We start from the raw sequence: 22962 nt of genomic DNA, 5'->3' as shown, positions 1-22962 counted from the left end.
ATTTTTGGCGCAAATACTTTGTCTAACTGATACTTTTGCCAGAGATTAAATCCTCTGGTTGAGACATCTAAATTAGCAAATTAGATGAGTTTGACAGCCCGCAGACCAAACATCAGCACTGTCGCCAAGCCGACCATGCCGCCGAAAAGCCCGAAATAAGTTATTATTCCGCTAAGAGTCATTGCAATTTCTCCAAAACAATCAATAAAAAGACATATAAGAACTATAATCTAAAATCTAATATCTAAATTAGATAAATATGCAATCGATAATTAAAGTTGACTTGGGGCCACAATCTTACAATGTTTGCGTGCGATCGGGCGGTTTAGACGAACTCGGCAGTCTGATGGGCGATCTAAGCTTGGGCAAAAAAGTGCTGCTGGTGTCGAATCAGTCAATTTTTCGGCAGTACGGCGAAAGAGCAACCGCAGCCCTCGAATCAGCCGGTCTGGAAGTCGGTACCTGCATTTTACCACCGGGAGAACAGTACAAAACTTTAAATTCGGTACAGAAAATTTACGGTGCGGCTTTGGAAAACCGCTTAGAACGTTCCTCGACAATGGTGGCTTTGGGCGGCGGGGTGGTTGGCGATATGACGGGTTTTGCGGCCGCGACTTGGCTGCGGGGAATTAATGTCGTGCAGGTTCCGACTTCGCTGCTGGCGATGGTTGATGCTTCTCTTGGGGGTAAAACGGGGGTAAATCATCCTTTAGGGAAGAATTTAATCGGGGCGTTTCACCAGCCACGTTTGGTGTTAATTGACCCGGATGTCCTCAAAACTCTGCCGGCGAGGGAGTTTCGTTCGGCGATGGCGGAAGTCATCAAGTACGGGGTGATTTGGGATGCTGAACTTTTCGGGAAGTTGGAGAATTGCAAGCGTTTGGATCAAATGCGCTATGTGAAGGCGGATTTGTTGGCAGAAATTTTGAGCAGGTCTTGCCAAGCTAAGGCTGAGGTGGTAAGCAAAGACGAGAAGGAATCGGGTTTGCGGGCGATTTTGAATTACGGACACACCATCGGTCATGCTGTGGAAAGTTTGACCAATTACAAGGTGATCAATCACGGGGAAGGAGTGGCAATCGGCATGGCTGCGTCAAGCCGATTGGCTGTGGAGTTGGGAATGTGGGATGCTGAGTGCGATCGCCGTCAGTCTGCTTTGATTGAAAAAGCGGGTTTACCTGCTAAATTGCCTGCGGGTGTGGATGTTGAGGAAATTTTGCATACTTTGCAACTGGATAAGAAGGTGCAGGATGGCAAGGTGCGGTTTGTGCTACCGGTGCGCTTGGGTGAGGCTGCTGTGAGCGATCGGGTGGATGGAGATTTGATTATACAAGTTTTGAAGGAAATGCTTTAAATGCTCGTTTTTGTGGGTGTTTAACCGCCGCTGAACACCCATTAACGCCGATCGCCTATGGTGTTTTTTGTTTCAATGTGCGATCGGCGGTTGAGTTTAGGAACCGCTCGACCGCGAATTAATATCCTCCAAAATTTGATCGACTCTGTTAGCCGCTTGAGTTCTACCTTGCTTGATAAATAACTCCTTAGCTTTTGTGAGGCTGGCTACTGCCTCCGCTTGGTTTTCTTTGTCTCCTTGCTGGTACAAACCGACTCCTAAATTGTTTAAAGCATCGGGATATCGATCGTTAATTTTAACGGCTTGTCTCCACTGAACAATTGCCTCGGGCAACTGCCCCTGACTTGCCATCGCCACGCCTAAATCGTTGTGAGCTTTGGCGTGCTGTGGGTTGACTTCAATTGCTTTTTGGAATAGAACGATCGCATCGCTCATTTTACCTTGCCCCGACAGCATAGTTCCCAACTTGTAATAAGCATCCGCTTCTTTGGGATAGCGAGCGATTAGTTGCCGATACAAAGCTTCGGCATTGACAGCATTTCCTTGACCGTAAAGGTCGTTGGCAGTTCTCAAACCCATCGTGTAGCCTTTACCTACAACTTGGCACTTTTTCTCGGAGTTGCCTTCCTGCTTGCAAATCCTGAGTTCGTCTCCCTTCATCTCGTAGGACATAACTTCCCGAACAGCAGGGCCTCGGCGCGGTGGCTGCAAGTTCTGCGATTGCAAGTTTTGCGAGAGTTGCAGGGCGATTGGCTCAGCTTGTGCCGGTTGGGCCACTGCGGCATTGCAGATTCCTGCACCCACCAAAATGCTTGGGGCAATCCACCTCAAAGGTTTGAACAAGCGAAACTCTCGATCGTTTTTCATGTCTTTTGTGGAAACGTTTTGTTGATATCCTGGGTTTCACTAGCGCCGCCAGACTCGGAGCCGATGGGGCCCACCCGATGAAATAGTTAGTTATTAACAGTCGAGATATTTTAGCACTGCGGGGCCGAGTTTGAGTTAAATTAGAGTAGAATTCCGATCGATTCTCAGTCAACCTTAGCAGGAAAATAGAAATGGGGCAGTCTATTCTTACCATGCTCTTTGCGCTCATCCTCGGCTACGCTGTTAACTCAAGCGTCAAAATAGTCAGCGGTGGCGACGAAGCTTTAGTGGAACGTTTGGGTCAATACAAGCGCACCCTCAAGCCAGGATTCCACTTTATCAGTCCCCTGGTCGAAAAAGTCGTCTGCGTGGACACAAGCCGTGAAAGAGTTTTAGACATTAAACCTCAGTCAGCAATCACGGGAGATAATGTGGCTCTCGAAGTCGATGCCGTTGTGTATTGGCGGGTTGTGAATTTACAGAAAGCTTATTATGGAATCGATCAAATTGAAAATGCGATCGCCAACTTAGTGTTAACGACGTTTCGCGCTGAAATTGGTCGATTGCCCATGCAAGACATCTTGGGTTCCCGAGATGACATGAATAAAAAGTTACTCAAGAAGTTGGACGAAGCTACCGAAACTTGGGGTGTCAAAGTAATTCGGGTGGAAATTCAAAGCATTACACCTCCGAAAAGGGTGCAAGAAGCTATGGAATTGGAGCGCGCCACCAAGAGCGAGTGGCAAGCAATGGTCAATAAGGCGATCGGCACTAAGGAGTATATGAGGCTCTTAGTTGAAGCTTTAGACTCACATCCGAATAGCAAGCAAGTTTTGAATTACTTAGTAACGGAAAAATACTTAGACGCTCAACAAAAATTGGGCGAAAGCGACAATGCCAAAATTCTGTTTATGGACCCCCGGAGCATGAGCGAAGCTTTGGGCGAGCTGATGGGTTCTATGCCCGATGTGGTTCATTCTGAGGGCGGGGAAATGAAAGTTATTGATACTCCCACTTCTCAAGACTGATTTCTGAAGATAGCGTCGGCAACCAGACAAACATCGTGCATTTCTATGACATCGTGAACTCGCAAGATATCTGCCAAATTTGCGATCGCACCTGTACAAGCCGCCGCTGTCCCCCAAACTCTTTGTTTCGCTTCTGGCTGATTCAAAATGTGACCGATGAAGCTTTTTCGCGATACTCCGACTAAAATCGGACAGTTTAAAACACGGAATTTTCGCAAATCTCGCAGAATTTCTAAGTTTTGACTGTAATTCTTAGCAAAGCCAATACCAGGGTCGAGAATTATTTGAGATTTGTCAATCCCCGCAGCAACTGCTGCCGCAATTCGACTCTCGAAAAATTCCCCAATTTCCCCAATTAAATCGCGATAATCTGTCAGTTGTTGCATCGTCTGGGGAGTTCCCCGAATGTGCATCAAAATTATTGGAACTTTTAACTGAGCAACCGTTGACAGCATTTCCGCATCAAAAGTAGCTCCCGAAATATCGTTAATTATATCCGCTCCCGCCTCAACAGCAGCTTTAGCAACCTGCGCTCTGGTAGTATCGACCGAAATAGGAACTGAGCCAAAAATATCGGCTTTTTGCCGCAGTATTTGTACCACAGGTATAACGCGATCGATCTCCTCTTCTAAGGATATTTCCGCTGCACCGGGCCGAGTAGATTGACCGCCAATATCAATAATATCTACTCCTGATTTTACCATATTTTCCGCTTGCACTAAAGCAGATTCTATGGTAAAGAAATCTCCGCCGTCGCTAAAACTGTCAGGGGTTACGTTCAAAACGCCCATCAAATAAGTGCGTTTTCCCCACTCAAAAACTTTATTTCTAATTGTCATTTTTATTGGGTGACTACCTTCTTTTTCGAGTAGCTGATCCGCCAAGTGCGATCGCGTAAGTCGGAAGGCGTGGTTAATTCCCTAAAAAGCTAGGCGACTCAATTTAAAATGCTACCAATAAAGCGCCAATCATTTGCAAGACATGGACAACAGTCTCAATAGATAATCCCAGCGAGGTCGCCAATTGACCGAGCACCGTTGCTATTTCAGTAATTCCGGCCCCGGAACTGATTAAAGCTATCAACTGGCTGATAATTTCAGTAACCGCGGGTAATGTAGCGGGTACTTGAGCCACCAGGCTAGACAGCAACCCCACAACTCCCACTCCCGCCTTGAAAGCTACGAGTAGTGCCGTTAGCTGCGCGATCGCATCTGGTCCTTGGGTGTGAACGTAATCTAAAATTTGTGCGATTGTTGCTACGAGTGCATCCATGCCTATGTCCTTTTAAAGTTTTATTTTACTTAAGCTCGATTTTGAATTGTTTAATAAAGTTTGCTAGAGGAGTGTATGACACTTTTCCTACTGTCCTGGTTCAAGTGTTGAAGCAAACAATTTTCCAGCTTTCGTCTGCTATAACTCTTACAGATTATCTGGTTTTGGTGTCATAACTCCTGGCATAACCCCCCAATTACTAATTACCCATTAGGACTTATTTGTAATTGACAATTCGAGCAAAACTCGCAGCTTCCAAACTCGCACCGCCTACCAGAACCCCGTCAATCTCAGGCATCGCCATAACTTCATCAATATTCTCCGGTTTAACAGAGCCGCCGTACTGAATTGGCACGTCAGGATTAGTCAATTTACTGCGAATCAAACCAATAACTCGGTTAGCTTCCTTAGCTTCGCAAGTATCGCCAGTGCCGATCGCCCAAATAGGCTCGTAAGCAATGACCAACTTATTTTGGTCAACATCAACCAAATCTTTTGCCAACTGAGAAAAAATGTGAGATTCAGTTTCCCCTGCATCTCGCTGCTGCTTGGTTTCCCCAACGCACAGAATCGGAATTAAATCGTATTTCTGAGCAGCTTTCAGCCGCAAATTCACCGTTTCGTCAGTTTCCCCAAAATATTGGCGCCGTTCGCTGTGGCCGATGATGACATAACGGACACCAAGTTCACTAAGCATTGGCCCGGAAATTTCCCCAGTAAAAGCTCCAGACTCTTGCCAGTGAACGTTCTGAGCACCGAGTCTAATCCGGCTGCCGTGCAAATTTTTCGAGAGGACAGCCAAGGAAGTGAAGGGAACGCAAAGCACGACTTCCCGTTCCTCTGGGGTTTCCGTCAGGCAGGACATGAATCCTTGAAGAAATTCTAGGGATTCAGTCCTAGTTTTGTACATTTTCCAGTTGCCAGCAATAACTATTTTCCGCACGGGTGACTCAGTAGCTCTGTGAACATCAAAATCAGGCAAATTATAGTGTAAAGCTTTAGGGTACATTTCGAGCCCTTATTGCCCAAACTCAATACGAGCTTGCTCAACTAAGTCAACGGTGACGACTTCGGTTTCGGCTTCGCGGGCCAACTGCTCGATGCGGACGCGAGCTTGTCCCCGGACAAAATAGGGAATATTTTTCAGCTTCGCCTTGGCTTCTGGCGTCCATTTTAAATCATCGGAAAATTCGGAATCGGGCATGGCGTATTGAGCGATCGACTACAAGCTTTCATGGATCTGGCTTTGATGGAAAGCCTGGATGTCTTAAATTTACCACGAGTTGCGATCGGCCCACACCTGATCACTCGGCCTTAAATTTGTTGCCTAAAATAGCCGACGCTTCTTGTAAAAGCTGATTCTGCTCTTCTCGAATTGCCTCCAACCTTGTCAAAATATTAGCAAGTCGTTCCTGAGACTCCAAGCTGTTTGATTCAACTCCCCTCAATTGTAAACCTGAATTATTTTTGTCTTCGGGATTCTGTGAAACTAATGAGTTTACAGCCACTCCACCGAAATTACTTACAGATTTAGAGCCGAAACTCAAAACCCCTTGCATAAATTTTACAGGGCTTTGCAGAATAAATAACCAGCCTTCTGCAAACAAGCTACCTAAAGCCTGAAAAAAACCTAAGATACTCAATATAAATAGCAGCAAAATTGCTAAAGATACCCAGGGGTGATTCACCAACCAGAAGACGAGAGGGTGAGAATCAATCCAATCTTTAACATTACCATTGATAGCACTTTTGATGGCATCTGAAGCGCCACCGCTCATATTTCCCGCCTTGTTAAGGCTATCTTCTAAGGAAGCCTTAGCCTTTTCTGTAGCTTGATTTACACTCTGTACAGCTTGGCTAGTGCTTTGATTCAGAGTATTGACCGCAGAGTTAGTAGTTTGATTAATAGTTTCTTTAGCAGTTGCCGCAGAGTGAGAAATAGCATCAACAGCTTTGGTGGTACTTTCACTGACGCGGCTAACTGCTTGATTCGCGACTTCCGATATAGAAATTCTAGCTTTTTCTGTTTTCTCCGCTACAGTACCTAAAGCATTGTTCGTAGCTAGATTAACAGTATTAACGGCCGAATTCGTAGTTTAAGTCAGAGCTTCTTTTGCCTGAGACGCAGTTTCGGAGAGAGAAGATTTAGCTTCTGCTGTTGCTTCGGAAACAGAATTTACTGCTTTGCCGACTTGTTCTGTCCAAACTTCTTTCGTTTTTTGAAAGCTTTGAGAAAAATCAGGCAGTGCTACTTCCATAGTAAGTGAGATCCATCAAGTTAATTTACTGTTTCCCAGTGATTATAGTATATATAGCAATGCTTGCAGGAGTCGTAAACTTTTTACCCCACCCCAACCCTCCCCGAACTCGCGGGGAGTCCGTAAGAAATTCACAAATGATGCGAGAATTCCTATAGCAATGCTTGCAGGAGTCATAAATTTTTTACCCCACCCCAACCCTCCCCGAACTCGCGGGGAGAGAGTAAGAAATTCACAAATGATCCGAGAATTCCTATAGTATAGCTTCCATGCCCCCATGCTTTGAAAGATGGTGCCAACGCTTTGACGATGTGTTCCCAACTCAAGCCCAAAGACAGGAGCAAGACTTAAGTGCCAAATAGTTTCCTAAACTTATCCATACTTCATCGCCATTGAGGAAGTTCTATGTTTGCCGTTAAACGAGCGCTAAAATTGAATAACAACGAAGCGACTTTGATGGCAAGACACGCAGGATTCCGGCGTGTAGTATTTAATTTTGGATTAAGCCTGCGAACTCAAATGTATAGTGAGGGGAAATTTACCGACTCGAAGGTAATCAACGAAGTCAAAAAAGTTCTTACCAACTACGTCAAGAAACAACCTGAATTCGGCTGGATGAACCAGTTGTCGAGCCGAGTTTACCAAAACGCTTTGATTGACTTGAAGGATGCGTTTAGTCGATATCGTTCTGGTTCTTCAGGTCATCCGAAATTCGCTAGTCGCCGCTCCGGTCAATCTTTTACGGTTGATTCGTCTAACGGCAAAGTTTTGTTAAATGCTAGTAAAACTATCAAGATTCCTACTTGGGGAACTTTTCGGCTTTACGAAGCCCTAGAGTGTAGTTTTGTCTCTCAAACTTTCACGATTTCAAAAGAAGGAAATCGCTGGTTCGTTTCTTTTTGCGTTGATGCAGAACGTCTCCCGGTTCAGCAACCTGAAAGTTCTGTAGGAATTGATGTCGGCATCAAGTCATTTGCCACGCTGTCAAATCAGCAGGTTTTTGATGCGCCCAAACCGTTGAAAGCCAGTGCGAAAACCAAACTTGCTAAATTGCAACGCCAAGCATCAAAACAGGTAAAAGGTTCTCAAAACCAGCGCCAAACCTACGATATGATTAGTCTCCTCCACGCACGGATAGCTCGTATTCGTTTAGATTTCCTCCACAAGTTGACAACTTATTTAGCTAAAAGTTTCAAGCTAATTAAAATTGAAAACTTGAACGTTCAAGGAATGATGGCGAATCACAAGTTAGCTGGAGCAATATCTGACCTGGGATTTTACGAATTTCAATGGCAACTCGACTACAAGTGTCAAATGTATGGAGCTAGTTTAGTGTTGGTAGACCAATGGTTTCCTAGCACTAAAACTTGCTCGAATTGTGGCAACAAAAAAGATATGCCACTAAGCGTTCGGACTTTCGACTGTCCTGCTTGTGGCAGATCTTTAGATCGGGATTTTAATGCCAGTTTGAACATTTTAAACTGGGAACCCTCGGCTTGAGGGGGATAGCCTACTTATCTTGGGATTAGTCGTCTACCCAACAGCGTAGGAAGTAAACCCTGAATTGTATCTAAAGACGACTTTAGATAGGTTTAGATAAGTTTTATAAAGCAGAAAACACCTATCCCAGATCGCGCAGAACGCTGTAAATGTTTGTTAACAAAGCTTACGCCTTTTTGCACTCTGTGCTTCCTGGTGCGAACCAACGCTCAACCAAGGGCGAAGCTATACGCGATAGTGTGACCATCAGATGTATTCCCCAAAAATAGATCGGACGATCGCTTAAAAATGAGGCCGGAATTTGATGCACCCGAAAAAGGCTGAATTAAGTTGAGAAATATAGCATATTGTCCCACGAGCGATCGCCAGATAACAGGCGATCGTTCGTCAAAGCTCGCTTGACGTTGTAAAAACTGTTCAATGCCCAGAAATAATTACATATTTACAAAAATTAGCACAATTTACCAGACTTTATATCCCCGAAAAAAAGCGAGAAATTTTAAGTAGACTGTGGCTGTTGGTTTAACAAACCCGACGCTGCCTAGGATGTTATTGCGGCAGCTTAGCTGGTGTATAATTTATGACATATTTGCCAATTTTTCACTTTCCATCCCAAGCTCAAAATATGCTAGGCTAAAATGTTTCCAAAGCTTAAGATACACCATGACGTATGTATCAATCATTAGAAGACTCAGCCATTTCGACTAACCCATCTACGGAACCGTCCTCTCTAATTCTTATTGTGGATGACGATGCCTTGATGCGTTTGCAACTTCGACTGTATTTACAGAAGGAAAAATACCGAGTGGCCGAAGCTAGTGATGGGTTGACAGGGCTAGCAGCTTATGAAGAAGTACATCCAGACCTGATCCTGCTAGATGCAGTGATGCCTACTATGGATGGTTTTGCTTGTTGTCAAAAATTATCTGAAGTGCCTCAGAGCGATCGCCCACCTATTTTGATGATTACTAGCTTAGAAGACAAAGAATCTGTCGATCGAGCGTTTGCAGCGGGAGCGGCGGACTATATCACTAAGCCGATTCACTGGGCTGTTCTGCGACAGAGAGTGCGACGCTTGATTCAGCAATTACATTTGCAACAGCAACAAACCCTACTTTACAACCAGCTAGAGGCCGCCAATCGACAATTAAAATACCTCGCGTCAATTGACGGTTTGACTCAGATTGCCAATCGCCGTCAGTTTGACCAACAGCTAGAGGAGGATTGGCAACGGATGACCAGGCACCAAACTCCTTTGTCACTAATTTTGTGTGATATCGATTTCTTCAAGCCTTACAACGATACTTATGGACACCCAGCAGGGGATCTATGTTTACAGCAAGTTGCCGCAGCTCTCAATCGCAGTATTAATAGAGCCGGAGATTTAGTAGCACGTTATGGAGGTGAAGAATTTGTAGTTATTTTACCCAACACAAAGCTTGAGAGAGCCGTGCAAATCGTTAATAAGATCCAGGCTGAAATTCAGGCTTTAGCAATAGTTCATAAGAGCTCTCCTCTGGGCCATTGTATTACTCTAAGCTTCGGTATTACCAGTGCGATTCCTACCCAAGAGTTCCTGCCAGACACTTTAATTACTGCTGCCGATGCAGCACTTTATAAAGCCAAAGCCCAAGGGCGTAATACTTTTTGTACCAATATTCATACTGTTAATCAATTCAACCCTTAACTCAGAAGGATAAAAACTATGCCACTCGTAATTTGGAATGATTCCTTAAGTATTGGTATTCCAGAAATTGACCGCCAGCATAAACAATTGATCGATCAACTCAATACCTTAGTGGATGCCATGTTGGCAAACCGTGGAAAGGAAGAAATAAAAGATATTGTATATTTTTTAGACTTGTATGTAGCACAACACTTCGGCTTTGAAGAAACTTGTATGCAAAGATACAAATGCCCCGTTTCATCTAACAATGCAGCGGCGCATACCCAATTTATTAAAACACTCAGTGAAGTTAAACAGGAACTACAAACCAAAGGATCGAGTCTTTCGTTAGCCATTAAGGTTAATCAACAATTACTAGATTGGTTCGTGAACCATATTAAAAAAGTAGATCGAGAACTCAAGTCGTGTATGAGTAAGCCTTGATTGCTGCCTGAAAGCTTAAATAATCGGTGGTGCGATCTTCATGGAAACTGTTAGGTAAATATAGCCTTTCGAGCTCTCATATGAGGTACTCATGGCCTCCGTGGCCTCCGTGGCCTCCGTGGCCTCCGTGGGCATACCTCACCATGCTTGAGAACCGCTATAACAGATCGGCTCTAGGGCGCTTTTTTTATCGGAATCAGGTCATATTCAGCAACTAGCGATTATAAAAGTTTATGGGAGGGGCTAGCTCAATGCGTAATAAAAGATGGTTAGGTGCGATCGCCCTTCTCACTGGTGCGGGTGTTCTGGGCAACTATTTCAGTTTGTCTCTTTTCTTTGGAGTTGATTTCCTCTTTGGCAGTATTCCCATACTGATTATTACTTACTACTTCGGCTGGGGCTGGGGAGGCTTGACCGGTCTAATTGCAGGCAGCTATACTTATATCCTTTGGCATCATCCATACGCCACGATTATTTTGGTAATTGAGGCTCTGTTTGTAGGGTTTCTTTGCAAGAAGCGCAAACAACCAAATATCCTGTTATTCGATGGGATTTACTGGTTCTTAATTGGAATGCCCCTCGTTTGGCTTTTCTATGGTCAAATGATGCACATGGAGGCGAATCAGACCATCCTCGTTATGTGCAAACAAGCAGTCAACGGCATTTTTAATGCCTTAGTTGCCAGCTTAATCATTTCGTATGCGCCGATTGATCGATGGATTAGTGCTTCAAAGCATCTCGCCATCTCTCTACAACAAACTATTTTTCATCTGTTGGTAGCTTTTGTCTTTCTTCCAGGACTGATACTATTAGTTTTTGATGGTAGATACTTGGTTGGTCAAATCAAAACGACGGTGCAAACGGAGTTACAAACCAACGCAAAAACTATCACTAGCGCAATATCTAGATGGCATCAGCGACATCTCTTAGCTTTGAATACATTAGCTGAAAAATCGCTCCTGCCTGAAGCCGATACTGCTGCTAATACAGCAATTCAATCACCCGAGCTGATCCAACAAAACGTTAGCCTGATCGAGCTGATGTTGCCCGATTTAGACAAAATTTATGTGGCAGATTCATCGGGAACAATTTTAGCTACTTCTTCTCCTTTAAATCAAACCCGCCGGCGGTTGATGGAACAAAGCCCGGAACATAAATCTCTAATTCCCCTGGCTCAAGAGCGGTTGAGACCTTGGATGACTCCTATCCACAAAGATCTATTACTGGACGAACCTCATGTAGGATTGAATGTACCCCTGCAAGTTCAAGGTCGTTTTCTTGGGCTGCTCCACGGTTCATTAGCATTAAGCAAGATCAAAGCTCTCTACATTTTCCAGAGAAACGATCGGCAACTAGGCATTACATTGCTCGATGAAAACAACCGAGTCATTGCTAGTAATCAATCCGACCAAAAACTTTTGACCAGGGTTCAGGAGTCAAAGGACGGCAGCACTCGCACCTTAGAGGGAACCTTGCAGCAGTGGCTTCCTAGCAAGGGCAAGAATCCGATGATCCGTTGGAAAAACTCTCTGTATATACAGGAATTTACAATTAGCTCCGATCTGGACTGGAGATTACGCTTAGAAATTCCAGCCGCTCCCTATGTAGAAAATTTACAAAATCGCTACAAGGCTGACTTGATTATTTTACTCGTCATCACAATGTTGGCATTTTTGTTTGCAACGCTGGTTAGCGAACGACTGGTCAAGCCATTATCCTATTTAGCTAGTGCGACTACTGACTTACCCAACAAGCTTTCAGAAGAAACATTTGAATGGCAACATAGCTCTGTTAGGGAAATCAATGAGCTTGCTGGCAATTTTAAATTGATGGCGATCGTGCTTAATCAAAAGTTTAGGGAGATTAAACAGGCCAACGCCACATTAGAACAGCGGGTTCAAGAACGAACGCAAAAATTATCCAAAATCAATCGATCTCTGAAAGCTGAAATTAAGAGACGAAAACAAGCCGAAGCTGAAGTAAGAACAAGAGAGGCGGCGATACGAGCTTTATATGAAGTCACTGCTACCCAAAATCTCAATTTTGAGCAGCGCATTCAAGCGTTGATTGACATGGGATGTCAGAATTTTGGGCTGGAAAGTGGCATCTTGGGTCGTGTGCAAGATAACCGTTATGAGGTGATGGTTGCGCGATCGCCCGATCAAATCCTGAAACTAGGTGATGTCTTTGATATTAAGCAAACTTTGTGCTGTGAAGCTTTAGACACAAATGAACCCCTAACCATCGAACATATAGGCACCTCAAAATTTCGTTCCCATCCTGCCTATCTTGCCCTTGGCATGGAAGCTTATATTGGAACACGAGTTTTAGTTGGAGGCAAAGTCTACAGTACCCTCAGCTTTTCTAGTAAATCTCCCCGTGCAGACAGCTTTAAATCTGCCCATGTGGAATTACTGAAGCTGATGGCTCAATGGATTGGTAGTGAAATTGAACGGCATGAGGCAGAAGCAGCCCTGGAAGCTAGTGAAGAGCGGTGGGAACTCGCCCTACGCGGTAGTAACGACGGGGTATGGGATTGGAACCTCAACACCAATGAAGTCTTCTTCTCAGCTCGCTGGAAAGAAATGTTGGGCTACGAGGATCATGAAATTCCCCATCACCTGGACGAATGGAGCAAACGAGTGCATCCCAATGAGCTCGGTTGGGTGATGCAAGTAATTCAAGATCACTTGGAGGGCAAAACTCCCTTTTATACTACAGAATTTCAAATGCGTTGTAAGGATGGGAGCTACAAATGGATTTTGGCTCGAGGGCAAGCACTTTCGGATGAAGCGGGTAGAGTTATCCGTATGACTGGTTCTCACAGCGATATCACCGAGCGCAAAAACTTAGAGCAGGAAATTCAAGCTAGAGAGCAATTATTGAATGCTTTCTTTAAAGGAGCTTCCCTAGCAGGGGTGGGGCTGTGTATCCACGATCAGCAGTTTCGATTTTTACAAATCAATGAGGCACTAGCTGAATTTAATGGCCCCTCTGTGGAGGCTCACTTAGGTAAGACAACCGATAATGTTTTGGGAGAATTTTCTGCTGGTGTGAATCCACTATTACAACAGGTTTTAACGACAGGAAAACCTTCCATCAACTTGGAAATTAGCACAGAAGTATCCAGTCAAACTGGTGCCGAGCGCTACTGGCTCGTTTCTCACTTTCCCATTTTCAAGGATGCAGAGCATCCGATAGCGGTGGGTTGCATTCTAATTGAAATTAGCGATCGCAAACGAGCCGAAGCCGAACTGCAACAAATGAGTGCTGCGCTAGAAAATGCCGTGGCAGGCATTTCTCGGCTGGACCCTCAAGGACGCTATATCTCTGTCAATGTGACTTATGCTGCCATCTGCGGATATCAGCAGGAGGAACTGCTAGGGATGGACTGGCAAACAACCGTTCATCCTGAAGATGTGGAGAAGATGGCGGCTGCTTATGAGCAAATGTTGAGAGATGGCAGAGTAGAAGCGGAAGCTAGGGGAAGGCGAAAAAATGGCTCTAGCTTCTATAAACAAGTGGTGATGGTCTCTACTTATGACGAGCAAAATGTGTTTGTCGGGCATCACTGCTTTATGAAGGATATTACCGATCGCAAGCAGGCAGAAGAAGCACTACAGCGACAGTTGCAAAAAGCCCTACTGCTGAAGCAAATTACCCAAGAAATTCGTCAAAGCCTCAATGCTCAGCAGATATTTGAAACGGCTGCTGTTCAGATTGGGCAAGCTTTTGGGGTCAGTCGCTGCTTAATTCGCACATACCTGGACAATCCACATCCTCAGTTTCCTGTCGTTGCAGAGTATCTAGCAGCCGGATCTGCCCCCAGCGGGGAGCATGACATTCTGGCGCTCAGTCCTGCATATACAAAACAGTTGATGGCTCAAGATGAAGCGATCGCCACTCCGGATATCTATTGCGATTCATTGCTCACCTCTGCTCATTCAATTTGTACCAGTCTCAAATTAAGATCGATATTAGCAGTGCGAACCTCTTACCAAGGAGAACCGAATGGTGCCATTTGTTTGCACCAGTGCGATCGCTACCGTAATTGGACTACGGATCAAGTGGAGTTGCTAGAATCAGTGGCGGCTCAAGTAGGAATTGCCCTAGCTCAAGCCCAATTACTAGAGCAAGAAACTCGACAACGAGAAGAATTAACTCTGAAAAACTTTGCCCTGGAGCAAACTAGACGGGAAGCAGAAGCAGCGAGCCGAGCCAAAAGTGAGTTTCTGGCGATGATGAGCCATGAAATTCGCACTCCCATGAATGCGGTTATTGGTATGACGGGACTACTGCTGGATACAGAACTCAAGGCTCAACAGCGAGACTTTATCGAGACGATTCGCAATAGTGGGGATACCCTCCTGAGTATCATCAACGACATCCTTGACTTCTCCAAAATTGAGTCGGGCAAGCTGGAGTTAGAAATGTATCCCTTGAGCTTGAGAGATTGCATAGAAAATGCGATCGACCAACTTGCAGTTAAAGCAGATGAGAAGGATATTGAGTTGGGCTACCTCATCCAGCCTCAGACTCCTAACTTCATTTTGGGTGATGTCACCCGTCTTCGTCAGATTCTAGTTAACTTGCTCAACAATGCGATTAAGTTTACTGAAACTGGGGAAGTTACCATTTCCGTAGAAGCCTCTCTAGTTGATTCTGACAAAACAATTTCTGAGCCAGGGAACTTGTCAGAAAGCTTGTATGAAATCCAGTTTGCCATTCAAGACACAGGCATTGGTATTCCAGCCAACCGGCTCGATCGACTGTTCAAGTCTTTTAGTCAAGTAGATGCTTCGACGACTCGGCAGTATGGAGGGACTGGTTTAGGTCTGGCGATTAGTAAGCGACTTAGTGAAATGATGAACGGCATGATGTGGGTTGAAACCCGAGGTCACGTCGGAGGAACCCCTTCACCAAAATGGCAAGCCACTAAGCTTAATCGAGTCACAATGGGTTCTACCTTCTACTTCACGATTGTGGCATCCTCTGTTGCTACTGAGTTAGCGGAACCGATGGAAATGATACCAGAACTATCTGGCAAGCGTTTATTAATCGTGGATGACCAGCCCACTAACCGACAAATTCTGACATTGCAAGCAGAGAGTTGGGGGATGCAGAGTCTGGCTGCCCAATCGGCTGTGGAAGCGCTCAACTGGCTTGAGACTGGAGAAGCGTTTGATCTCGCTATTTTAGATATGCAAATGCCACAAATGGACGGTCTCACACTCGCCTCAGTCATCCACCAGCATCCTAAGTGCCACCGTTTACCCCTCGTGTTGCTGACTTCAATGGGCTACCCAGAAGCGAGTTCTTCAGCGCTCTCCACCCACTTTGCCGCTTGTTTAAGCAAACCCATCAAACAATCCCAGCTCTATCAAATACTGATCCATGTGCTACAAGGTCAACCGAAAAAAGTTCAACAACAGGTCCCTAGATCTGTTGTTGATGATATGAAGCTGGTCGAGAGACTCCCACTGCGAATTCTTTTAGCAGAAGATCATCTGGTAAATCAGAAGGTGGCACTGCTGCTGTTAGAGCGTTTGGGATACCGGGCCGATATTGCTGCCAATGGATTGGAAGTTTTGGAAGCCCTGAATCGCCAGCCTTATGATGTAGTGCTGATGGATGTACAAATGCCAGAGATGGATGGACTTGAAGCCAGCCGTCGTATTTGTGAGCAGTGGCCGGCTCATACTCGTCCCTGGATTATTGCAATGACGGCAAATGCCATGCAGGGTGATCGCCAGGTTTGTCTTGATGCTGGCATGAATGACTATATCAGTAAACCAATTCGACTAGAGGCTCTCAACCAAGCGCTGAGTCAGTGTCCACCCAACCCGGAACCGCAGCAGGCCCAAAAGGAGGAATCCGATAGCAAGAAGCCAGAAATTGATGTGCCAGCGGTTAACCTCACTGAACTGCAAGCCTTCTGTAGCAGCATCGATCAAGATTCAACCGAGATTTTGAGCTTGCTAGCTAATTGCTACTTGGAGGAAGCCGTAAAGTTGCTAGAAGCTATGAAATTAGCGATCGCCCAAGCGGATACTCAAACCCTAAACCGAGCGGCCCATACCCTCAAAGGCAGTAGTGCGAATCTCAGCGCGGCTCCTCTGGCCCACCTTTGTGCCACGTTAGAAGTCATCAGTACCTCTGGTGAACTAGATCGAGCCTCATCCCTATTTGCTCAAATCGAGGGTGAGTACGATCGTGTCAAGAATACTCTCCAACAAGAACTACAAAAGAGCGAAACTAATTAATCTATGAAAGTCACTTAAATAGGCATCTTTTTGCATCAGGACTTACCCAACTGTCACACGCGATGCAGCCAGGTGGCTATGCGATCGCATCTGCATCTGCGTGAATCAGTGTCAATCCCTTGTCATCTGCGCTTGCTGAAATTTTCTTTTTTTAACCGCAGATGAGGGCAGATAAACACAGATTAACGCAGATGAATGAGATCGAGTCCGGCTGCACCCTGCGTGATTGTTGAGTGTTGACTGTTGGCTGGATTTTACCATAATGACTAATGACTAATGACTAATGACTGCTGTCGAAGCGGAATCTCGATCGCAAACTCAGTACCTTTCCCCAATTCCGAATTGCATTTTAAAACGCCGCCGTGTTTCTCTACCACAATTTGGTAACTAATTGACAGTCCTAATCCAGTACCTTTCCCCACTGGCTTAGTCGTGAAAAAAGGGTCAAATATGCGTTGTCTCATAGATTCCGAAATTCCCGTACCGTTATCAGAAATCCGAATCAGCGCGCTAGGAATAGTACCATTAAGTTGACCGACAGCAGTCGAGATTTTAATTTGAGGAGCTCCCGATTGACCAGCGAGCAACTTGTGCGATTCCAAAGCATCGATCGCATTCCCGATTACATTCATAAATACCTGATTCAACTGTCCAGCATAACACTCAACTCGAGGCAAGATGCCGTATTCTTTCACTAGCACAATGTTTGCACTGTCCGCATTAGATTTCAGTCTGTGCTGTAAAATTAACAGCGTGCTGTCAATGCCCTCGTGAATATCAACCGCCTTCATTTGACTTTCGTCAAGACGAGAGAAATTCCTTAAAGACAGAACTATTTGACGGATGCGATCGGCTCCCACCTTCATTGAAGATAGCAATTTTGGCAAATCTTCTAGCAGAAATTCCAAGTCAATATCTTCACTCAATTTGTCTATTTCAGGACTATAAGCTGGATATTGCTGCTGGTAAAGTTCCAGCAAACTCAGTAAGCTAGCAGTATATTCACTAGCGTGATTGAGATTGCCGTAAATAAAATTAACCGGATTGTTAATTTCGTGAGCAATCCCGGCTACCAGTTGCCCCAAACCCGACATTTTTTCAGTTTGAATCAATTGAGCTTGAGTCTGCTGCAAATCTTTTAAACTTTGAGCGATTTGTTCTGCTTGGCGTCTGGTTTGAGCCAGCAAATCGGCTTGTTGGATAGCAACGCCTAATTGATTGGCAATCTGAGCTAAAAAGTTAACTTCTGAACTTTCCCAACAGCGGGGTCCAGAATGTTGATACGCTGTCAGCAAACCCCAAAGTTCTTTTCCTACAAAAATAGGCGCGCTCGCATAAGCCTTCACCTGAAATTGCTCTAAAATACCAAGGTCACACTCCGAGTGGCAAACTTGATAGATATCGTCAACGGCTAGAGTTTCATTATTGGCATATCTGCCGCCTCGGTTTTCCTGCAAATAAGTATCTTGCCAAACCCTACTGATACCTTTCCCTACCAATTTTATCCAGCCATCTTTCACAAACTCTGCCACATAATGGCCGCTCCAATCAGGATTAAATTGATAGACACCAATTCTATCAACTTGCATAAACTGACAAACTTCTTGGGTTGCACTCTTAAAAATCGCGTTGATATCGAGAGATTCTCGAATCTTAGCCACCACTTCAAACAGTATCCGCTGTTGCTCGGCTGCCCACTGCAAATCAACTGATTGCTGCCGCGTTTTAGCCAACAAATCTGCTTGTTCTAATGCTACACTCAACTGAATTCCCACTTGCGTAGCAAACTGAATTTCGGAAGTGTTCCAATGGCGCAAACCGCTGCACTGGTGCACGCACAGCAAACCCCAAAGTTCGCTGCCATTCATCAGCGGCATAATCACCTGAGCTCTAATTTGAAATTGAGCTAAAAGAGCAACATGGCAGTCTGAAAGTCCAGCATTTTCGACATCTTGTAGCACTTGAATGCGTCCCTGACTATATTTTTGGGCATAGTTTTCGCTAAAGAAATGATCGCGAACTTTTACATTCATTGCCGAAGAAAAACCAGGCAAAACATCTTCGGTAATAAATTCCCCTTCATTAAATTTTAAACTAGGATCAAAGCGATAAATGCCAACTCTATCGGCCTTTAATACCCGCCGCACTTCTGTAGTTGTAGTACGAAAAATTGTATCTAAATCGAGAGATTGTCGAATCTTAGCAACTACCTCAAACAGTATTCGCTCCTGCTCTGCTACCCGCTGCAACTCAACTGCTTGCTGCTGAGTTTGAGCGAGCAAATCTGCTTGTTCTAAAGCGATGCTTAGCTGAGCGGAAATTTGGGTAGCAAACTTAATTTCGGAAGATTCCCAGTTGCGGGGAGCCGAACATTGGTGTACGCACAGCAACCCCCAAAGGTCGTTGCCTTTCATAATCGGTGCAACTAAAGTAGCTTTGACCTGAAATTGCTCCAAGACTTGCTGAAAGCAATCTTCCAGTCCGGCTTGTCTGATGTCAGACATGGCGTGAACTCGCCCCTGAGAGTAGAGATTGGCGTAGTTTTCTCCAAAGCAGCGATCGTTCACTTTGACTGCCATTGCTGACAGAAAATCTGGCAAAACATCTTCGGCCACGAATTCGCCATCGTTAAATTCCGATGCGGCATCGAAGCGGTAAACCCCAACTCTATCTGCATTTAAAGCCCGTCGCACTTCTTGGGACATCGTGCTAAAAATCTTGTTCAAGTCGAGGGATTTCCGCATTTTGGCCACGACTTCAAACAGCACTTGCTGCTGTTGGGTCAACTGCTGTAGTTGAGCGGTGCGCTTTTGAACTTGATTTTCTAAATTTGTGTTAATTTCCTCTATTTGTTGATCGAGTTTGTAGTGGTTAATAGCATTAGAAAAGTGGTTGCAAAAAATTTGGATCAATTCAATTTCTTCAGCCTTCCATTCGCGAATTTGAGCTGTTTTTGACTCTTTCCACGCTTCAAAAGATATCCGAGATTGGGCGAGCCGCTCGTCGCTATCAAACTGTCTAGCCCAGAGAGTTTCGGTGTCAAATTCTTCTCGAAAAATGGTCAAGTAACCGAATATTTGCTGGCGGGTTCTGAGCGGTACGACTAAAATGCTGCGAATTTTGGTCGATCGAAATGCAGGTTGCAGGCTTCTCAAACTGCTAAGTTGGTACAAGTCGGGAATTGCCCAAACCTGTTGCTCGCCGGATTTAAAATATTCGTGCCAGACGCTGTATTGCTCAACCTGCGGGTATTTTGCCGAAATTGGCATCTTCGGCCCTGAGCCGCAAGTGTAGACTGTGAGTTCGCCAGTGGAGTTATCCGAATAGGGAACTAGATTCGGAACTTTGCTGCTGTCGGAAATGAATGGTGTGGCGAAAATGCACAGCCTGCCGCCGGCGGCGTCTAGTGCTGCTACCGATTCTGCCAAAGCTGTTTGGAGTTCAATCGCTGGCTGGGAGTTAAGGGCTGCGGCGACGCGGTTGACTGCGGCTTCCCGTTGAGCTTTCGCCCTCGCTCGGGCGAGGAGGGTTGATTGAGCTATGGCGACGCCGAGCTGATCTGCCACCATCTGAACGCCTTGGAGTTCGTTTTCTGCCACACTCCGGGACTCGGAGTGGTGAGATACCAACAACCCCCAGAATTCTTCGCCGTGAAAAATTGGTACTACTAAGCAAGCCTTGACGCCCAGTGCAGTCAAGTATTCAGCGTGGCAGGGGTCAACCGCGCGAAAGCGCACTTCGTCGGGCAGCAGTTGGCCGGAAACCGCCTCGCGGCGCGGACTTTGGCCTAGCTGCCCGGAATCTATATCGACGATCGATCGCACCTGTACTTGCGCGAACAGTTCGCGGGCGTGAGGGGGAATATCGTCTGCTGGAAAATGCAGACCCAATAGGGATGGCAAGCGGTTGCCGTTAATTGATTCGGCAATCACTTCACCGCTACCGTCGCTATGAAATTTGTAGATTTTTACTCTGTCTGTTCCCAAGAAGGATTGAACTTCTGCTGCTGTTGCGCTCAGAATTTCGGGTAGTTCTAGAGAGCGGCGAATGCGGTTGGCGATGCGTTCGAGCAAATTTGCTCGATCGAACCTCACCTTGAGATTTTCGATCTTTAATGAGTCCATTATTAATCTTTTGCTTTCCTAGCAATAATAGTAAGTGGCCCAAAAGTTTTGTGCCTGTTAAAAAATTCGGCAAGCACAGCCATTTAATAAAATATAAATATCCTGATGCCGATCGTCGATTAGTTTTGCACCTGTAGCGATCTGCCTTAAAATTGCAACTTTCCATTGCAACTTTCCATTGTGGGGGATTAAAACTTTTGTACTTTAAATATAAACTTTGTAGCACCTGCCTTGCAAGCTCTTTACCCCAACGGATTAAAATTGTCAAGTTTCAAGACTTGCAGAGTCATTCACCGCCACCGATGAAGGTCGCACCGAAATATCTCAGTCCTGGATGCAAAAGCTCGCTGAAGAACGAGCTGACGGAAAGAAACAGCATTGAATTCAACAGGTTAACTCAGAAACCTGGTTTCTACGTCTAGGATTGTATCTGCTGCTAGGGGGTTCGGAGAACAGTTGATCGACAATCGGCAGCTTTTTTCAGATATTGGAGCAAAAAAAAGCTCCTGCCGTTAAGCAGGAGCCTTTTTCGATTAGACAATCAAATCAGAAATAAGTTCGATCGATTAGTCTAAGTCTGGCATAGAAAGTACCGCTTCATTTTCGCGATCGATACCCTTCTCAAAGCCAGCGACAGCCGCGCGAGCGCGACCAGCGTGCCACAAGTGGCCGACCAAGAAGAAGAAACCCATCACAAAGTGGAAACAGGACAGCCAAGAACGAGGAGAAGTGAAGTTAAACGAGTTAACTTCAGTCGCCACACCGCCCACAGAGTTCAAAGAACCCAAAGGAGCGTGAGTCATATATTCAGCCGCGCGGCGAGCTTGCCAAGGCTGAATGTCATTCTTGATTTTGTTCAAGTCCAAACCGTTAGTACCGCGCAAGGGTTCCAACCAAGGGCCTTGGAAATCCCAGAAACGCATCGTTTCACCGCCGAAAATGATTTCGCCAGTAGGAGAGCGCATCAGGTATTTACCCAGACCGGTGGGGCCTTGTGCAGAACCGACGTTAGCACCCAAGCGTTGGTCGCGGATCAGGAAGGTCAAAGCTTGCGCTTGAGAAGCTTCCGGGCCCGTCGGGCCGTAGAATTCGCTGGGGTAAGCAGTGTTGTTGAACCAGACAAAGCAGCAAGCGATGAAGCCCATCAGGGACAAAGCACCCAAGCTGTAAGACAGGTAAGCTTCGCCAGACCAAATTAAGGCGCGGCGAGCCCAGCCGAAAGGCTTGGTCAAAATGTGCCAAACACCACCAGCGATACAAATCAGGCCGAGCCAGATGTGACCGCCGATGATATCTTCCATGTTGTTGACGCTGACAATCCAGCCTTCGCCACCAAAAGGAGAGCGCACCAAGTAGCCAAAAATCACAGCCGGATTCAGAGTGGGGTTCGTGATAATACGCACGTCGCCGCCGCCCGGAGCCCAAGTGTCATAGACACCGCCGAAGAACATGGCCTTAGCTACCAGCAGCAGAGCGCCGCATCCCAACAGAATCAGGTGGTAGCCGATGATATTGGTCATCTGGTTCTTGTCTTTCCAGTCGTAGCCGAAGAACGAAGAGTATTCTTCGAGAACTTCCGGGCCGCGAACGGCGTGATAAATGCCGCCCAAACCGAGAACAGCAGATGAAATCAAGTGAAGAACGCCGACTACGAAGAACGGGAAGATATCAGTGACTTCACCGCCGGGGCCTACGCCCCAACCCAAAGTAGCGACGTGGGGCATCAAAATTAAGCCCTGTTCGTACATGGGCTTTTCTGGGATAAAGTGAGCGACTTCAAACAAAGTCATTGCACCGGCCCAGAACACGATCAAGCCAGCGTGAGCGACGTGTGCGCCCAGCAGTTTGCCGGAGAGATTGATTAAACGAGCGTTGCCAGACCACCAAGCGAACCCGGAGGATTCTTGGTCGCGACCGCTTGCGTAGGAATTAGAGAGCGTTACCACCCGGTAGAACCTCCAACGATTTTAGATTTTGGATTTTGGGTTTTTTTGTTCCCCAGTAGGGCACGGGAGTACCTGGCCTGCGCCGGGGAATTGGGATTTGGATTTCAGATTAATTTAAAAAAACTAAATTAATCTGAAATCCAAATCCTGATTTTTTTAAAGTGCGTTACCGCGAGGCAGAACTTCTTCAGGGAAGATGAAGTTTTCGTGGGGTTGGTCAGTCGGAGCCATCCAAGCACG

General features: G+C 45.7%; 16 protein-coding genes. 6 read left to right on the top strand and 10 right to left on the bottom strand.

Annotated elements, in window-relative coordinates; translation table 11 throughout:
* Nucleotides 1–80: 80 nt before the first annotated feature.
* Nucleotides 81–182: a cytochrome b6-f complex subunit PetL gene (petL, locus tag QUB08_RS22525; RefSeq protein WP_333227274.1), complete on the bottom strand. Its 102-nt coding sequence runs from the start codon at nucleotides 180–182 to the stop codon at nucleotides 81–83.
* A gap of 77 nt (nucleotides 183–259) precedes the next feature.
* Between petL and aroB the strand changes: the two genes are divergently transcribed.
* Nucleotides 260–1354 (top strand): 3-dehydroquinate synthase, encoded by a 1095-nt coding sequence (gene aroB, locus QUB08_RS22520; RefSeq protein WP_333227272.1) that lies wholly within the window; start codon nucleotides 260–262, stop codon nucleotides 1352–1354.
* 96 nt (nucleotides 1355–1450) lie between these two features.
* On the opposite strand, the gene QUB08_RS22515 is transcribed toward aroB, so the two are convergent.
* Complete coding sequence (locus QUB08_RS22515; RefSeq protein WP_333227270.1) at nucleotides 1451–2221, bottom strand: tetratricopeptide repeat protein; 771 nt, start codon at nucleotides 2219–2221, stop codon at nucleotides 1451–1453.
* 191 nt (nucleotides 2222–2412) lie between these two features.
* Here QUB08_RS22515 and QUB08_RS22510 point away from each other — a divergent pair, with 191 nt between their 5' ends.
* Nucleotides 2413–3249: a stomatin-like protein gene (locus QUB08_RS22510; RefSeq protein ID WP_333139210.1), complete on the top strand. Its 837-nt coding sequence runs from the start codon at nucleotides 2413–2415 to the stop codon at nucleotides 3247–3249.
* On the opposite strand, the gene folP is transcribed toward QUB08_RS22510, so the two are convergent.
* The 6 genes from folP to QUB08_RS22480 form a co-directional block, all read right to left on the bottom strand.
* On the bottom strand, nucleotides 3240–4088 hold the full coding sequence (gene folP / locus QUB08_RS22505; RefSeq protein WP_333227268.1) for a dihydropteroate synthase: 849 nt from the start codon (nucleotides 4086–4088) through the stop codon (nucleotides 3240–3242). The two genes, QUB08_RS22510 and folP, sit on opposite strands and share 10 nt — an antisense overlap.
* 103 nt (nucleotides 4089–4191) lie before the next feature.
* On the bottom strand, nucleotides 4192–4521 hold the full coding sequence (locus tag QUB08_RS22500) for a hypothetical protein (RefSeq protein WP_333227266.1): 330 nt from the start codon (nucleotides 4519–4521) through the stop codon (nucleotides 4192–4194).
* Nucleotides 4522–4738: 217 nt separating this feature from the next.
* Nucleotides 4739–5464 carry a triose-phosphate isomerase gene (gene tpiA, locus QUB08_RS22495; protein ID WP_333227313.1) on the bottom strand — a complete coding sequence of 242 codons (726 nt, stop codon included), beginning with the start codon at nucleotides 5462–5464 and terminating at the stop codon, nucleotides 4739–4741.
* Between the two features lie 75 nt (nucleotides 5465–5539).
* Complete coding sequence (locus QUB08_RS22490) at nucleotides 5540–5725, bottom strand: PCP reductase family protein (protein WP_006633749.1); 186 nt, start codon at nucleotides 5723–5725, stop codon at nucleotides 5540–5542.
* A 100-nt stretch (nucleotides 5726–5825) separates the two neighbouring features.
* Nucleotides 5826–6299 (bottom strand): hypothetical protein, encoded by a 474-nt coding sequence (locus QUB08_RS22485; protein ID WP_333227264.1) that lies wholly within the window; start codon nucleotides 6297–6299, stop codon nucleotides 5826–5828.
* A 318-nt stretch (nucleotides 6300–6617) separates the two neighbouring features.
* Nucleotides 6618–6779: a hypothetical protein gene (locus QUB08_RS22480; RefSeq protein WP_333227262.1), complete on the bottom strand. Its 162-nt coding sequence runs from the start codon at nucleotides 6777–6779 to the stop codon at nucleotides 6618–6620.
* Nucleotides 6780–7184: 405 nt separating this feature from the next.
* Here QUB08_RS22480 and QUB08_RS22475 point away from each other — a divergent pair, with 405 nt between their 5' ends.
* The 4 genes from QUB08_RS22475 (at nucleotide 7185) to QUB08_RS22460 (ending at nucleotide 16652) form a co-directional block, all read left to right on the top strand.
* Nucleotides 7185–8279, top strand: coding sequence for an RNA-guided endonuclease TnpB family protein (locus QUB08_RS22475; RefSeq protein WP_333227260.1), 1095 nt, complete (start codon nucleotides 7185–7187; stop codon nucleotides 8277–8279).
* A gap of 670 nt (nucleotides 8280–8949) precedes the next feature.
* Complete coding sequence (locus QUB08_RS22470; RefSeq protein WP_333227258.1) at nucleotides 8950–9966, top strand: PleD family two-component system response regulator; 1017 nt, start codon at nucleotides 8950–8952, stop codon at nucleotides 9964–9966.
* Nucleotides 9967–9984: 18 nt separating this feature from the next.
* Nucleotides 9985–10389, top strand: a complete 405-nt coding sequence (locus QUB08_RS22465; RefSeq protein ID WP_333227256.1) for a hemerythrin family protein — start codon at nucleotides 9985–9987, stop codon at nucleotides 10387–10389.
* A 233-nt stretch (nucleotides 10390–10622) separates the two neighbouring features.
* A complete protein-coding gene (locus QUB08_RS22460) occupies nucleotides 10623–16652 on the top strand; it encodes a PAS domain S-box protein (protein ID WP_445300947.1) in 6030 nt (2009 codons plus the stop codon).
* A gap of 266 nt (nucleotides 16653–16918) precedes the next feature.
* Here QUB08_RS22460 and QUB08_RS22455 read toward each other — a convergent pair whose 3' ends face one another.
* Together QUB08_RS22455 and psbC are read right to left on the bottom strand one after the other, a co-directional pair.
* Entirely contained in the window at nucleotides 16919–20776 is a 3858-nt protein-coding gene (locus tag QUB08_RS22455; RefSeq protein WP_333227252.1) for a GAF domain-containing protein, read from the bottom strand.
* Between the two features lie 566 nt (nucleotides 20777–21342).
* Nucleotides 21343–22722 (bottom strand): photosystem II reaction center protein CP43, encoded by a 1380-nt coding sequence (psbC, locus tag QUB08_RS22450; RefSeq protein ID WP_333227250.1) that lies wholly within the window; start codon nucleotides 22720–22722, stop codon nucleotides 21343–21345.
* Nucleotides 22723–22962: the final 240 nt, after the last annotated feature.

The organism is Microcoleus sp. BR0-C5 (assembly GCF_036705045.1).
Classification (GTDB): domain Bacteria; phylum Cyanobacteriota; class Cyanobacteriia; order Cyanobacteriales; family Microcoleaceae; genus Microcoleus.
Note: the sequence above shows the minus strand (reverse complement) of the source record. Positions and strands in the feature narration are given on the sequence as shown.